Origin of the sequence: Streptomyces sp. NPDC048392 (genome assembly GCF_043200575.1) — a bacterium.
Taxonomy (GTDB): Bacteria; Actinomycetota; Actinomycetes; order Streptomycetales; family Streptomycetaceae; genus Streptomyces.
This window is the reverse complement of the sequence record NZ_JBICYB010000005.1, coordinates 223,859-237,523: the sequence shown is the minus strand read 5'-3', so window position 1 is coordinate 237,523 and position 13,665 is coordinate 223,859. Positions and strand designations below refer to the sequence as shown.

General features: G+C 71.5%; 15 protein-coding genes. 7 read left to right on the top strand and 8 right to left on the bottom strand.

What is annotated here, in order from left to right:
* Entirely contained in the window at positions 1 to 810 is an 810-nt protein-coding gene (locus ACGFYH_RS10900; protein ID WP_393802799.1) for an AraC family transcriptional regulator, read from the bottom strand.
* Between the two features lie 49 nt (positions 811 to 859).
* Between ACGFYH_RS10900 and ACGFYH_RS10895 the strand changes: the two genes are divergently transcribed.
* Entirely contained in the window at positions 860 to 1,303 is a 444-nt protein-coding gene (locus ACGFYH_RS10895; protein ID WP_393802798.1) for a DUF2000 family protein, read from the top strand.
* 56 nt (positions 1,304 to 1,359) lie between these two features.
* Here ACGFYH_RS10895 and ACGFYH_RS10890 read toward each other — a convergent pair whose 3' ends face one another.
* On the bottom strand, positions 1,360 to 2,679 hold the full coding sequence (locus ACGFYH_RS10890; RefSeq protein ID WP_393802797.1) for an MDR family MFS transporter: 1,320 nt from the start codon (positions 2,677 to 2,679) through the stop codon (positions 1,360 to 1,362).
* A gap of 169 nt (positions 2,680 to 2,848) precedes the next feature.
* Between ACGFYH_RS10890 and ACGFYH_RS10885 the strand changes: the two genes are divergently transcribed.
* On the top strand, positions 2,849 to 3,610 hold the full coding sequence (locus tag ACGFYH_RS10885) for a phosphoglyceromutase (RefSeq protein ID WP_393802796.1): 762 nt from the start codon (positions 2,849 to 2,851) through the stop codon (positions 3,608 to 3,610).
* 383 nt (positions 3,611 to 3,993) lie between these two features.
* On the opposite strand, the gene ACGFYH_RS10880 is transcribed toward ACGFYH_RS10885, so the two are convergent.
* Positions 3,994 to 4,674, bottom strand: a complete 681-nt coding sequence (locus ACGFYH_RS10880) for a hypothetical protein (RefSeq protein WP_393802795.1) — start codon at positions 4,672 to 4,674, stop codon at positions 3,994 to 3,996.
* Between the two features lie 145 nt (positions 4,675 to 4,819).
* Here ACGFYH_RS10880 and ACGFYH_RS10875 point away from each other — a divergent pair, with 145 nt between their 5' ends.
* Complete coding sequence (locus ACGFYH_RS10875) at positions 4,820 to 5,221, top strand: 5-formyltetrahydrofolate cyclo-ligase (RefSeq protein ID WP_393802794.1); 402 nt, start codon at positions 4,820 to 4,822, stop codon at positions 5,219 to 5,221.
* A 168-nt stretch (positions 5,222 to 5,389) separates the two neighbouring features.
* On the opposite strand, the gene ACGFYH_RS10870 is transcribed toward ACGFYH_RS10875, so the two are convergent.
* Positions 5,390 to 6,649 carry a lanthionine synthetase LanC family protein gene (locus ACGFYH_RS10870; protein ID WP_393802793.1) on the bottom strand — a complete coding sequence of 420 codons (1,260 nt, stop codon included), beginning with the start codon at positions 6,647 to 6,649 and terminating at the stop codon, positions 5,390 to 5,392.
* Positions 6,650 to 6,878: 229 nt separating this feature from the next.
* On the opposite strand from ACGFYH_RS10870, the gene ACGFYH_RS10865 reads away from it, so the two are divergent.
* Entirely contained in the window at positions 6,879 to 8,015 is a 1,137-nt protein-coding gene (locus ACGFYH_RS10865) for a M91 family zinc metallopeptidase (RefSeq protein WP_393802792.1), read from the top strand.
* 34 nt (positions 8,016 to 8,049) lie between these two features.
* On the opposite strand, the gene ACGFYH_RS10860 is transcribed toward ACGFYH_RS10865, so the two are convergent.
* From ACGFYH_RS10860 to phoU, 3 genes are all read right to left on the bottom strand, one after another.
* Positions 8,050 to 8,286 (bottom strand): hypothetical protein, encoded by a 237-nt coding sequence (locus ACGFYH_RS10860; RefSeq protein ID WP_393802791.1) that lies wholly within the window; start codon positions 8,284 to 8,286, stop codon positions 8,050 to 8,052.
* 99 nt (positions 8,287 to 8,385) lie between these two features.
* On the bottom strand, positions 8,386 to 8,541 hold the full coding sequence (locus tag ACGFYH_RS10855; RefSeq protein ID WP_393802790.1) for a hypothetical protein: 156 nt from the start codon (positions 8,539 to 8,541) through the stop codon (positions 8,386 to 8,388).
* Between the two features lie 112 nt (positions 8,542 to 8,653).
* Positions 8,654 to 9,343, bottom strand: coding sequence for a phosphate signaling complex protein PhoU (phoU, locus tag ACGFYH_RS10850; protein WP_393802789.1), 690 nt, complete (start codon positions 9,341 to 9,343; stop codon positions 8,654 to 8,656).
* Between the two features lie 245 nt (positions 9,344 to 9,588).
* Here phoU and ACGFYH_RS10845 point away from each other — a divergent pair, with 245 nt between their 5' ends.
* The gene (locus ACGFYH_RS10845; protein WP_393802788.1) at positions 9,589 to 10,860 is read left to right on the top strand and encodes a sensor histidine kinase; all 1,272 of its coding nucleotides are present in this window, start codon (positions 9,589 to 9,591) and stop codon (positions 10,858 to 10,860) included.
* Positions 10,857 to 11,537 (top strand): response regulator, encoded by a 681-nt coding sequence (locus ACGFYH_RS10840; protein WP_384968414.1) that lies wholly within the window; start codon positions 10,857 to 10,859, stop codon positions 11,535 to 11,537. The genes ACGFYH_RS10845 and ACGFYH_RS10840 overlap by 4 nt, the downstream gene beginning before the upstream one ends.
* Positions 11,538 to 11,736: 199 nt before the next feature.
* On the opposite strand, the gene ACGFYH_RS10835 is transcribed toward ACGFYH_RS10840, so the two are convergent.
* Positions 11,737 to 12,465 carry a DUF461 domain-containing protein gene (locus ACGFYH_RS10835; protein WP_393802787.1) on the bottom strand — a complete coding sequence of 243 codons (729 nt, stop codon included), beginning with the start codon at positions 12,463 to 12,465 and terminating at the stop codon, positions 11,737 to 11,739.
* 712 nt (positions 12,466 to 13,177) lie between these two features.
* Here ACGFYH_RS10835 and ACGFYH_RS10830 point away from each other — a divergent pair.
* Entirely contained in the window at positions 13,178 to 13,660 is a 483-nt protein-coding gene (locus ACGFYH_RS10830) for a CarD family transcriptional regulator (protein WP_003953493.1), read from the top strand.
* Positions 13,661 to 13,665 lie beyond the last annotated feature (5 nt).

Below are 13,665 nucleotides of genomic sequence, written 5' to 3'. Positions count from 1 at the left end.
TCAGCGCCCGCTGCCGCGGTACCGCCCCGGCGTGACCCCCACCAACCGCTTGAAGTGCCGCGTCAGATGGGCCTGGTCGTAGAAGCCGGTGGCGCCCGCCACGTCCGCCGGGGCCCGTCCCGCCAGCAGCAGCCGCCGGGCCCGGTCGACACGGCGGGACATCAGGTACTGGTGCGGTGCGATGCCGTAGGCCCCGCTGAACGCCCGTACCAGATGCGCCGGATGGGCGGGCACGAGCGCGGCCGCCTCCGCCAGCCCGATCCCCGGGACGACCCGCTCGTCGAGCAGCTCACGCAGCCGCCGGGCGAGCACGGGATCCCGGCGCGCGCCGTCCGGGCCGTCCCCGGGCCGCAGATGGGCGTGCAGCCGCTCGCCGATCAGGGTCAGCCGGCTCTCCGCCTCCAGCTCGTCACCGGGCAGCGCGAGCGCGGCGTGCAGCTGCCCGACCCGCCGCCGCAGCACGGGGTCACGCAGGTCGGGAGCGTCGACGGCCGGCCCGATCAGCTCGTCGCCCAGCCGGGAGGCGTCCAGGTACAGGACGCGCTTGCGGAAACCGTCCGGCGTGGCGGGGGAGCCGTTGTGCGGCACGTGCGGCGGCAGCAGCGACACCGTGTCGTGCGGGGTGCCGTGCTCGTGCCGGTCCAGGTCGTACCGTACGGCGCCGTCGTCGACGATGAGCAGGGTCCAGGCGTCGTGGACGTGCATCGGATAGGCGTACTCGGTGTAGTGGGCGTGGAAGACCTCGACGACGCCCGGCACGCGGGGTCGCCAGGCGGAGACGTTCCGCTGGTCCTTGCGCCGGCCGGCCATGCAAAAAACGTACAAGACCGGACCGGACGCGGGGCGGCAGTCTCACCGTATGAGCACGCACGACGCAGCCCCCGACGCCCCTGTCCGCTTCGACACCAGGATCGCCGTCCTGCTGCGCGAGGACCTGGAGACCTGGCAGCGCCTCAACGTCACCGCGTTCCTGGTCAGCGGCCTGGGCAGCCAGTTCCCCGAGGTGATCGGGGAGCCGTACGAGGACGCGGACGCCGTCGGCTACCTGCCGATGTTCCGCCAGCCGGTGCTGGTCTTCGAAGGCACCAAGGAGACGCTGACCCGGGCCCACGCGCGCGTACTGTCCCGCGCCCTGCCCCGCGCGCTGTTCACGTCCGACCTCTTCGCCACGGGCAACGACCGCGACAACCGGGCGGCCGTACGGGCCGTCGCGACGGCGGAGCTTGACCTGGTGGGCCTCGCGGTCCACGGGCCGAAGAACGCGGTGGACAAGGTGCTGAAGGGCGCGCGGATGCATCCGTGAGGGCCCGGTGCCCGGTGCCGGGTACCGGGTGCCGGGTGCGGGCAGCGGGCGGTCGGTCAGGCGCCGGGGGCCTCGGGTCTCGCGGCCGCGGGGGAGTGGGGAAGGACCTCTTCGGCCACGGCGGCGACGGGGGTGGGGGCGGCGGCGACGGGGGTGGGGACGGACGTCTCGTCCGGCAACCCCCGCATGAGCCCCCGGTACCCGGCCGCCGCCACCGTGCCGACGACCGCGCAGATGCCCCACAGCCACTCCGCGCCCCAGTGGTCGATGACGAACCCGGACATCAGCGGGGCGACGAGGGAGGCCACCGCCCACGACATGGTGTACATGCCCTGGTAGCGCCCGCGCCCCTGCACGGGCGAGAGGCGGACCACGAGCCCGGTCTGGGTCGGCGCGTTGACGATCTCGGCCAGCGTCCACACGCACACGGTGAGGGCGAAGACACCGACCGACCCGGCGAAGGCGGTGAGCCCGAAGCCGTACCCGGCCAGCAGCGACGAGGCGACGAGCAGCAGCCGCGGATCGCGGTGCTCGATGAACCGCGTGACGGGAATCTGCAGTACGACGATCAGGAAACCGTTGACCGCGATGGCGAGCCCGAAGTCGGCGGGCGTGAACCCGGCCTCACCCATGGCCACCGGCAGCCCCAGATACCCCTGCTGGAAGACCAGGGCGACGAGGAAGGACAGCCCGACGACGCTCATGTAGCGCCCGTCGCGCAACACGGTCCCGAGGGAAACGGCCGCGTCCTTGTCGGAGGCGCCGCCGGCACCCTTCTCCTGCGGCCGCGACTCGGGCAGCTCCAGGAAGACGAGGACGGCGCAGACGAGCGTCATCCCGGCCTCGATCATGAACCCGGCGAGATAGCTGACCTCGGCGATGAACCCGGCCGCCATGGAGGAGATCGCGAAGCCGAGGTTGATCGCCCAGTAGTTGAGCGAGAACGCCCGGACACGGTCCTCGGGCCGCACGATGTCCGCCATCATCGCCTGCACGGCCGGCCGGGACGCGTTGCTCGCCATGCCGACCAGGAACGCGACGGCCGCGATCGCCACCGGGTCCCGCGCGAAGCCGAGCAGCGCGACCGACAGCGCGGCGCAGGTCTGCGCGACGAGCAGCGTGGGCCGCCGCCCCAGCCGGTCGGTCATCACCCCGGCCCCCAGCGAGGACACGACCCCGCCCAGCCCGTGCAGGGCGGCGACCAGACCGGCGTACGAGGCGGAGTACCCGCGGTCGATGGTCAGGTACAGCGCCATGAAGGTGGCGACGAAGGCACCGAGCCGGTTGACCAGGGTGCTGGTCCACAGCCACCAGAACTCGCGGGGGAGCCCGGAGACGGTCTCGCGTGCGGCACGTCTCAGACCGGTGACTGGCATGGGACCCCCGTAAGCATGCTGAACCGATGCGGATGTAAGCGGCGAGCGTGGCGATCACAACTTACGAAGGCGGACCCCGGTCCGGCCACTCGATTAACACCTCCCGTCAACCGTCCGCCCAGCGGGCGCCCCGCGCGGGGCACGGAGGGCTTGGATTACGCTCGGAGCCATGGCCGACGCACCGTACAAGCTGATCCTCCTCCGCCACGGCGAGAGCGAGTGGAACGAGAAGAACCTGTTCACCGGCTGGGTGGACGTCAACCTCACCCCGAAGGGCGAGAAGGAGGCGACGCGCGGCGGCGAGCTGCTCAAGGACGCCGGCCTGCTGCCCGACGTGGTCCACACGTCCGTCCAGAAGCGTGCGATCCGCACGGCCCAGCTCGCGCTGGAGGCCGCCGACCGCCACTGGATCCCGGTCCAGCGCCACTGGCGCCTGAACGAGCGCCACTACGGCGCCCTCCAGGGCAAGGACAAGGCCCAGACGCTCGCCGAGTTCGGCGAGGAGCAGTTCATGCTGTGGCGCCGCTCCTACGACACCCCGCCGCCCGCGCTGGACCGCGACGCCGAGTACTCCCAGTTCTCCGACCCGCGCTACGCGATGCTCCCGCCGGAGCTGCGCCCGCAGACGGAGTGCCTCAAGGACGTCGTCGCCCGCATGCTGCCGTACTGGTTCGACAACATCGTCCCCGACCTCCTCACCGGCCGCACGGTCCTGGTCGCCGCCCACGGCAACTCCCTGCGCGCCCTGGTCAAGCACCTCGACGGCATCTCCGACGCCGACATCGCGGGCCTGAACATCCCGACGGGCATCCCGCTGTCCTACGAACTCGACGCCGAGTTCAAGCCGGTGAATCCCGGCGGCACCTACCTGGACCCGGACGCGGCCGCGGCAGCGATCGAGGCCGTGAAGAACCAGGGCAGGAAGAAGTAGGTTGTGTGATCATGCCCCCGAACTGCTCATACGGCGCGGGGCGGGGGCATATTCGCGGCCTGGGCCCTCTGTGGGACCTCAGCGCGGCGGGTCCTGCGGCGGTGAGGCCGTCCCTGGGCCGCCCGAGGTCATTCATCAGTGGCCCATGACGACCACCAGGCGCACGGGCCCACCGCCCCTGAGCTGAGAAGCGGCAGCTCATCAAGATCCCCGGCAAGACCCAGGGCCGGAAGAAGTGGCCCGGTGGCTCAACTTCAGTAAACCCTCACCCTGCGGCTCCTGAAATGAGCAGGGGCCTACTCGCGCCTGTTCGCACAGAGGCCCCGAGCTTCACGAGCGCACCCGCCGAGGCCCGCGTTGGTCGCGTTGGTCGCGTTGACCTGTCATCCGCCGACCGTTGCGTTCCGATGCCAAACCTCCTCAGCCCGCTGCCGCAACGCGGGAACGAGTTCTGCGTTGTCCCCTCGCTCCGTGCTCTGCAGCAGTTCCGTCACCACCACCAGCTCCGCGAACCGCCCGCCCTCGCTGTCGAGGATGGTGGCAAGTTCTCGGCGGACGCGCTCAGCGGCCTCCGGTACCCCGAGGCTGTAGGCGTGCAACAACGCGGCGTCGTAGCCGACGGGAGCCGTACCCCAGCCTTCCCAGTCGAGGATCCCGAGTCCCGGACCGGCAAGGTTGGCCCAGTGCAGGTCGCCGTGTGCGGTGGACCATGCGGGCGGTGTCGTCGAGACGGGTCCGTCGAGGAAGGCGAGGTACTTCGGCATGGCACGATCCAGATAGACCTGGCGCACGGCCGTGCGGTCGGTAGGCACGGTGGAGAGGCAGGCGAGAGCCGTACGCAGAGCTCTCCACCACACTGCCGGCAATGAGGGAACGGCAGTGACGAGTGCCGGGGTGGAGGAGACGATGTCTCCTGCGACGCGGTCGTACAGCTCTGCCTTGTACGCGTCGTCGCGCTCCGCCCACTGATGTACGAGACGCAGCCGAGGGCGCGGCACGTGCCCGGGGACCATCCGTTGCGCGTCCTGCGGCCCGGTCCACAGCTTGCCATTCGCCTTGTCCACGCGGCTGTGGACGACACGCAGCCACCCTGGCCCGCGGGGGCCGGTGACGGGCCGGCCCAGCGTTCGTCTCCTCCACCCCCATGCCTCGCGGGTGCGTCCCCCGGGCAGCGAAGTGTCGGGGGCCGCGCGCAGAATTTCGCAGGCCGTGGTGTGGGCCCTGCGCATAACCGCTGCCGCGATCGCCCCCACGGTCGAGGTCGACGCCCTCCCGCCATTGGACCTGATCATCCTCGGCAGTGTCGCCGTCAACCGGAACGGCGTACGCGTCGGCAAAGGCGCCGGCTACTCCGACATCGAGTTCGCTCTGCTCACCGAGGCAGGTCTGGTGACCTCGAAGACTCTCGTGGTCACCACCGTCCACGCGCTCCAGGTGACCGACATCCCGATCCCCACCACGGAGCACGACGTCGGTGTCGACTTGATCGTGACCCCCGGCACGGTCATCACCTGCCCGAAGCCTCACCGTCCGAAGGGGGTCGACTGGTCGGCTCTGACGCCGGAGAAGATCGCCGCGATCCCGGCGCTTGCCGCGCGGCAGAGTTCCTGACGCCGATGTCGGCACCTACCCGGCAGAGTCGTTGATGACCGTCCCGTACGGAACCAGTTGTACTGCTTGGCGAGGCGGAAGCGGCCCCGGGACCACGGGGTCTCCCTTCGGCGTCCCACCGTGGCGGGGCGCGGTCCTGCCGCATCCGATCGCCGCGGTCCGGTTCGGTCAGGCGGACACCGGGTGCTGATCCGGCCACGCGAAGGCGTAGGTCGGGCTGCCCCCGCGGGTCAGCCGTACGTAGCGGAGCAGCTCGCGGACGATGCCCGCGGTGCCCATCGCCCAGCCGATCTGCGGTTCCAGGTCGCCCGGCGTGGAGCGGAAGTCGACGTTCGACCAGCGGGCGCCCCCGACGTCCCGGATCGCGCGGGTGGCCAGGTCCGCGACCAGGACGTCGGCGAAGTCGTACGGGTCCCGCTGCTCGGCGATGCGGTCGCAGGCCAGGGCGAGGACGCCCGCGGTGCCGCAGCAGCGGCCGTTGTTGTCCCAGAAGCCGGGGCGCAGCCGCTGGGGCAGGCCGGAGTGGGTGACCGTGTGCCAGCAGCGGTCGGCGAGGTCGGTCCAGGCGGGATCGGCCGTGATGTCCCGCAGCAGTCTGAAGACCTGGGCGTCGCCGGCCGGGCCGTGGCACCAGCCGTAGCTGATGGGCTCGATCAGGTCGGGGAGGAACTGGGGAGTGGAGTGCCGTACCAGGAACCCTTCCGGGCCCGCCTGGTCGCGTGCCACGACGTCCGCGACGGCGGCAAGCGCAAGGTCGAGCAGGTCCGTACGGTCCGTGGACGCGCCGACCCGGGCGAGCGCCACGGCGATGCCCAGCGTGCCGTGCGAGACGTGGTGCATGCGGGCGTCGGTCCCCGGGCGATGGGGCCACTGGACGCCCGCGGGGGTTCGCTCCGCCGTCCGCAGGTACGGCTCCACGGCCAGGACGGCCAGTTCCTCGTCGCCGGTGAGCAGCGCGCCGAGGCCGATGCCCGCGTTGCCGCCCATCAGCTCGAACAGCTCGCCCCAGCGGGTGCCGTCGAAGCGGGACCGGACGAGGCGCAGGGCACGGTCCGCGGCCTCGCCCGCGGCCGGGTCGCCCAGTTCGGTGTGGACGGTCCGCAGGGCCAGGGCCAGGCCGGTGCGGCCGAAGTACAGGGAGTCGTCGTCCACTTCGCCCACGGAACGCGCGAGACTGCGGGCCGCGCGCAGGGCGATGTCGGCGTAGGAGTCGTCGCCGAAGTGCCGCCATGCCTCCAGGAGTACGGGGATGGTGCCGGCCGTACCGCTGTAGAGCACCGGGTCCGGCGCGTCCCGCGAGGGCGTCGTCGGCCAGGCGAGGCCGCCGCCGGGGGCCTCCCGCGCCGCTCCCGTCAGCCAGCGCAGCCCCTCCACCGCGATGTCCTCGACCTCGTCGACCGCCACGGCCGTGGCTCCTGGTGCCGTCATGGGCCCACTCTCGCACCCTCGGATCACCGGCCGCCGCCGGTCGGTCGGCCCCGGACGCTGCCCCCGGGCCTGCCCGTGCGGCCCTGGTGTCCGCGCTCCGTCCGGGTTGGAATCCAGGTCCTCAAGCAGCTACACCGGGAGTGACGTGCGGGCGCAGAAGGGGCCGGGGCAGGCCGACAGGGTGGGCCTCGGGCGGGAGGCGGGAGCCGGGGCTCGTCGGGTGCCCCCGGTGGACCGGCGTTCCGCCGGGGTGCTGGCGTTGGGGCACGCGGCGGGCAACGACGCGGTGGCTCGCGCGGTCGGGGCGCAGCGGCACACCACCGGCGTCGTCCCCTCCCTCGCGGCGGTGCAGCGCGCACCCGCGGCGAGCACGGTCGCGGAGGCCGTGGACCCCGAGGTCCAGCATCTCCACGACTTCGCGCAAGAGGCGCTCGCCTCGGCGGACAAGCTGATCGGACAGGCCGAATCGATCGCATGGACGTTCAAGTCCCTGACGGCCAAGCAGAAGCACTGCGACGAGCTCGGGACCATCCTGGACACGGCCGAGCACATGATCTACGGCCAGTTCCGTGCCGATCCGGCGGGCAAGGACGGCAATCCGAGGAACCGAGGGCTGAAGGCGCTGCTGGACGAGATACAGAAGCGGCACTTCTCGTACGTCAGGATTCTGCGGAAGACGTCGGGACTGCGGCCTGTCGCGATGGACCTCGCTCCGAGTGACACCGCGGGCGCCCGCGGACTCTCCGACACCTGGTCGCGGATCACGAGCGGGCGGGGGATCGCGACGTCGACGAAGCCGCGCCCCGCCGGGGACGACCCCAGCCCGGCGGCCTTGGACGGCTTCGACACCGAGGTCCACTCCAGTCACGCCAGGCTGCTCTCCCGGCAGCACGGCCGCGACCTCCTGACCGACCTGGCCGCCTCGGACGCCCCGAAGCCCACGGTGAAGGTCGTTCCCTACCACCCCGAGGTGGTCGAGGCGTTGGGGAAGACCGATCTCGCGGCGCAGGCGGACGCGGACGACCGGCCCGCCAATCTGGCACAGGGCGAGGACCGACCCAACATCGGTTCCACCAGCACCGTTTCCATGCCGCACCGGTTCAGGGACAGCGAGGTCGCCAAGGAGGGCGAGTCCCTCACGCCCGTCTTCACGCTCTACGGGCACGAGATGATCCACGCCCAGCACAACAAGCACGGCGTCAACGTCGCGGATCTCGGCGCCAGGGAAGACCTGGAGGAGGAAAAGGCGACCGTGTCCGGCACCGAGCCGTCGGCCAGGCTGCACCGGGCGAAGAACCTGGGCGTGATCACGGAGGAGATGCTCAGGGAGGAGCACAGTCTCCCCCCGCGAGGCGGATACACGTAGACGAGCCGAGCCGGCCGAGCCGCCCGGGCGTGGTTCAGTTCGCCGTCGTCGGCCGCTCCCCGTGTTCGCGGCGTCCCCCGTGTCCGCCGCGTCCCCCGCGTCGGGTCCGCCGCACCGCCCCCAGCGCCAGGGGTTCCGCGGCGGCGACGGCCATCGCACCGCCGACCAGCGTGAGGTAGACGCCCGAGACGCGGTTGGCGACAGCCAGGAGGCCCAGACGGCCCAGGGGGTCTAGGAGGACCAGGCGGTCACAGGAGGACCAGGCGGTCACAGGAGGTCACAGGAGGACCAGGCGGTCCCGGAGGTTCGGACGGCGGCCGGAGTGGGTCCGGCCGCCGTCCTGTCACCGCACCGCGGTATCGCTACCGAGTCAGCCGCACTGGCAGGGGTTGCCCGACTGGCAGCCGCAGCCGCAGCCCGAGCCGCAGCCGCACGCGGCGATCAGCGGGAGCTTGCGGATCTCGGCGGGCTGCTCGGTGGGGCGTTCCTGCGCGGGGTCGGGCTTCGTGCTGGGGGAATCGGCCATGGTTCCTCCTGGAAGCGGGTGCCTGTCTCCATTGCACGCCCCGAGCGGCCGTCGCATCAACGGCGCACTGAGGTGAACGCGCGCCCCCGGTCCGCTCCCGCGCAGGCGGGACTCAGGCCCCGTCGGCCTGCGTCGCCGGCTGGATGTCCGCCTGGAGGTTGTCCGCGTGCTCGCCGGTGACCAGGTAGACGACCCGCTTGGCGACCGCGACGGCGTGGTCGGCGTAGCGCTCGTAGTAGCGGCCCAGGAGGGTGACGTCCACCGCCGTCTCGATGCCGTGCTTCCAGCGGTCGTCCATCAGGTGCTGGAAGAGGGTGCGGTGCAGCAGGTCCATCGCGTCGTCGTCCTGCTCCAGCTGGAGGGCCAGGTCGACGTCCTTGGTGATGATGACCTCGGCCGCCTTCGCCATCAGGCGCTGTGCGAGCTGGCCCATCTCCAGGATGGTCGCGTGCAGGTCGTGCGGCACCGCCCGCTCCGGGTAGCGCAGCCGGGCCAGCTTGGCCACGTGCTGGGCCAGGTCGCCCGAACGCTCCAGGTCGGCGGACATCCGCAGCGAGGTGACGACGATGCGCAGGTCCGTCGCGACCGGCTGCTGCCGGGCCAGCAGCGCTATCGCCCGGGCCTCCAGCTCGTGGTGGAGCTCGTCGACCTTCTGGTCGGCCTCGATGACGGCCTCGGCCAGCTTCAGGTCGGAGTCGAGGATCGCGGTCGTGGCGCGTCCGATGGCCGACCCGACCAGCCGGGCCATCTCCACCAGACCGTCACCGATCGAATCAAGTTCCTCGTGGTACGCGTCCCGCATCAGGATTCCCTCTCGTACGTCCGTTTAGGGGGCTCGCGCCGGTTCGTACCGGCCCCGCGCGGGTCCCGCACCGGTCCGCTGCCCCTCGCCGTGCCCCCACGCTTACACGTTCCGGCGTGAACGCGTCCGGTTCCGGCACCCCGAATGAACCATCACCGGCTCCCAGGTGAACTCTGGGCGACGAGTGTTCGAGGTCGCACCCGGATGGCTGGGGCGGGGCCCCCTGTCATGCCTAACCTGGGGACATGGACGTGAACGCGGCGGTCGCCGCAGCGGCAGCGATCGCCGGAGTACTCACCGGCGTCATCGCCACGCTGGCGTTCCGCTGGAGCGAGCGGGAGCAGAAGCGCCCCACGCGCACCTCGCTCCACACGGACCCGGTGCTGCCGCCGGGTGTCGACACCGTCCTGTCGGTGCTCCGGTCCTCCGCGGTCGTCCTCGACGAGGCGGACGCGGTGGTCAAGGCCAGCTCGGCGGCGTACGCCCTCGGCCTGGTCCGGGGCGGCAAGCTCGCCGTCGAGCCGATGCTGCAGATGGCCAGGGACACCCGGCGGGACGGTGAGATACGGCAGGTCGAGCTGGACCTTCCCCGGCGCGGGAACGGGCGCGGAGACGCGCTCGCCGTCTCCGCACGCGTCGCGCCCCTCGGGTCGCGGCTGGTGCTGCTGCTGGTCGAGGACCTCACCGAGGCCCGCCGCATCGAGGCCGTACGCCGCGACTTCGTGGCCAACGTGAGTCATGAGCTGAAGACGCCGGTGGGTGCGCTCTCGCTGCTCTCCGAGGCGGTCATGGGCGCGGCGGACGACCCGGAGGCGGTGGAGAGGTTCGCCGGGCGGATGCAGATCGAGGCGACCAGGCTCACCAACCTCGTACAGGAACTCATCGACCTGTCCCGGGTCCAGAACGACGACCCCCTCGACGACGCCGAGCCCGTCCGGGTGGACGAGCTGGTCGCCGAGGCCATCGACCGCTGCCGGCACGCGGCGGGCACCAAACAGATCACCATGGCCGCCGGAGGCACGGCGGACCTGCGCGTACGCGGCAACCGCGGCCAGCTCGCCGCCGCCCTCGGCAACCTCGTCGAGAACGCCGTCAACTACTCGCCGGCCCGCACCCGCGTCGGCATAGCGGCCCGCCGCGTCGCCGCCCCCGGCGGCGACCTGGTCGAGATCGCCGTGACCGACCAGGGCATCGGCATCTCGGAGAAGGACAAGGAGCGCGTGTTCGAGCGTTTCTACCGCGTCGACCCGGCCCGCTCCCGGGCCACCGGAGGCACCGGTCTGGGTCTCGCGATCGTCAAGCACGTGGTCGCCTCGCACGGCGGGGAGGTCACGCTGTGGAGCGCCGAAGGCCAGGGCTCCACCTTCACCCTGCGACTGCCGGAGGCGGGCCCCGCCCGCGACCGTGCGCAGCAGCGTTCCGACCGTGCCGGGCTCAGCGACGAGACCGCGCGGTCCTCCCGATCCCCCCAAACATCCCCGTACGAAACGCTTCCCGCCCCGGAGGTCCTTCCGTGACCCGTGTGCTCGTCGTCGAGGACGAGGAGTCCTTCTCCGACGCCCTGTCGTACATGCTCCGCAAGGAGGGCTTCGAGGTCGCCATCGCGGCCACCGGCCCCGACGGACTCGACGAGTTCGAGCGCAACGGCGCCGACCTCGTGCTCCTCGACCTGATGCTGCCCGGACTGCCGGGCACCGAGGTCTGCCGCCAGCTGCGCGGCCGCTCGAACGTTCCCGTGATCATGGTGACCGCCAAGGACAGTGAGATCGACAAGGTCGTCGGGCTGGAGATAGGGGCCGACGACTACGTCACCAAGCCCTTCTCCTCCCGCGAGCTGGTCGCCCGCATCCGTGCCGTACTGCGCCGCCGCGGCGAGCCGGAGGAGGTCGCCCCCGCCGCGCTGGAGGCCGGTCCCGTCCGGATGGACGTCGACCGGCATGTGGTCACCGTCGGCGGCACCAAGATCGACCTGCCCCTGAAGGAGTTCGACCTGCTGGAGATGCTGCTGCGCAACGCCGGGCGCGTGCTGACCCGCATGCAGCTGATCGACCGGGTCTGGGGTGCCGACTACGTCGGTGACACCAAGACCCTCGACGTCCACGTCAAGCGGCTGCGCGCCAAGATCGAGCCGGACCCGGGCGCGCCGCGCTACCTGGTGACGGTGCGGGGGCTCGGCTACAAGTTCGAGCCGTAGACCGGCCCACGGGCCCACGGGCCCGCCGGTCCACGGGCCCACGGGCCCGCCGGTCCACGGGTCCACGGGCCCGCCGGTCCACGGGCCCGCCGGTCCACGGGCCCGCCGGTCCACGGGCCCGCCGGTCCACGGGCCGACCGGGCGGATACGCGAAGGGCGGGACCTCACGGAGAGGTCCCGCCCTTCGTTCGTACGGTGCTCAGTGGCCGGCTTCGGTGCCGGTGCCGTCCTCCTGGGCGGTGCCGTCGGTGGCCGTGCCGGTCCCGTTCGTCTCGCCGGTGGACTCGCCGGTCCCGGAGGCCGTCTCGCCGTTCGCCGGGGCGCCGGAGGTCTCGCCCTCGCCCGGCTCGCCGGAGGTCTCGGCGGAGGTTCCCCCGGAGGGCTGCGCCGACGCGCCCGGGGCCGCCGGGACGTCGCTCGGGCCCCACTGGGAGAAGTAGCTCTCGGCGGGCACGACGAACGCGCGCAGGCTCACGTCACCGGTCTCGCTGAGGGTGAAGGTGATCTTCTGCGCGTCGCCGTCCCGGAGCGCCTCGCGACTGCTGGGCAGGACGGCGGCGGCGTTGTCCTCGCCCCCGAGGATCAGGGAGCCGCCGGCCGGGACGGTCAGGTCGCCCTTCTCGCCCTCGGCGGGCTTCAGCTCGGCGGACTTCCCGGTGCCGGCCACGGTGACGGACTCGAGGGTCTGGTCCGTCCTGCCGTTGTTGAACAGGGTGGCCGACACCACGGCCGGGCCGGTCGACTCCGGGTCGGGCTGCGTGATGACGATCGCGTTCTGGATCTCGATGTCGCCGACGGTCGTCGCAGCGTTGTCCGGCTTGATCTGCAGGGTCTGGGCGTTGTGACCGGCACCGCACGCGGCGAGCGAGGCGATCGAGAACGCGATGGCGGCGGCGGCGAGGGCACCGCGTCGAAGGCTGCTGCTCACGGCGGCGGCAACTCCTTGGACTCGAGCGGGGTGGCGGCAACGGATAAAGCCGCCCTAAGTGACTGTCAGCGACCTCAGGCTACCGAGCCGTTCCCGGGGCGCCGCACCCGACCCTCCCCCAAGACACCCGGCTTAGCCCGGCAGGCGGTAGCGCCGGGGCAGTGCCGGGGCGTCGGCGGGGTGCGTACGGACGAAGGGGGAGGACCGGCGGGAGGGGGCGGCGCGCTGCTTCCGCGGCCAGTTCCCGCGGCCGTTCCCCGGTCGTTTGCCGCTCGTAGTCGTCCGCCATTCATGCAGGAAGGCCTCCGCCATAGCGGTCGCGGATCGGTACGCGAAATCTCCGATGAAGAATGCCCGGGCGGTGGCCAGGAAATGGATCACCGGGGGCCGTCCGGGGGACCTCGTGATCAATTCCGGATTCGTCCGGAAGCCCGCCACAGCCACCGAACGGAGTAGCGGAAGTCGCACGCATGGAAGCGGACATAACGGTCTTTTTGGGCGAGCGGGAGCGCCTCCGGACGCGTGTGACGTGCGTGTTTCGCCCGGCCTGAAGAGCCGCTCCGACCTGCGAATACTTTCTTCCGCCCGCCCGGCGCAGCACGTTCCTGTTGCTGTTGTCAAGCCCCGAGATATGCCCTGACCTGCGAAAACGCCATTCAGAAGACGCCGTTTCCGTGTTACCCTGGATAGCCACGGAAGGGGTACCTGTCACATGACGTTCAAGGTTGGCGACACCGTGGTCTATCCCCATCACGGGGCCGCGCTGATCGAGGCTATCGAAACTCGCCAGATCAAAGGCGTGGACAAGACCTACTTGGTGCTGAAGGTCGCCCAGGGCGACCTGACGGTACGTGTGCCAGCGGACAATGCGGAGTTCGTCGGCGTGCGTGATGTGGTTGGTCAGGACGGGCTGGACCGGGTCTTCGAGGTGCTGCGCGCGCCGTATGCCGAGGAGCCCACGAACTGGTCGCGCCGGTACAAGGCAAACCTGGAAAAGCTCGCCTCCGGCGACGTCATCAAGGTCGCGGAAGTCGTGCGCGACCTGTGGCGCCGCGAGCGCGAGCGCGGACTCTCCGCAGGTGAGAAGCGCATGCTCGCCAAGGCCCGCCAGATCCTGGTGAGCGAGCTGGCTCTCGCGGAGAACACCAACGAGGACAAGGCGGAGGCCCTGCTCGACGAGGTGCTCGCCTCCTGACCTGA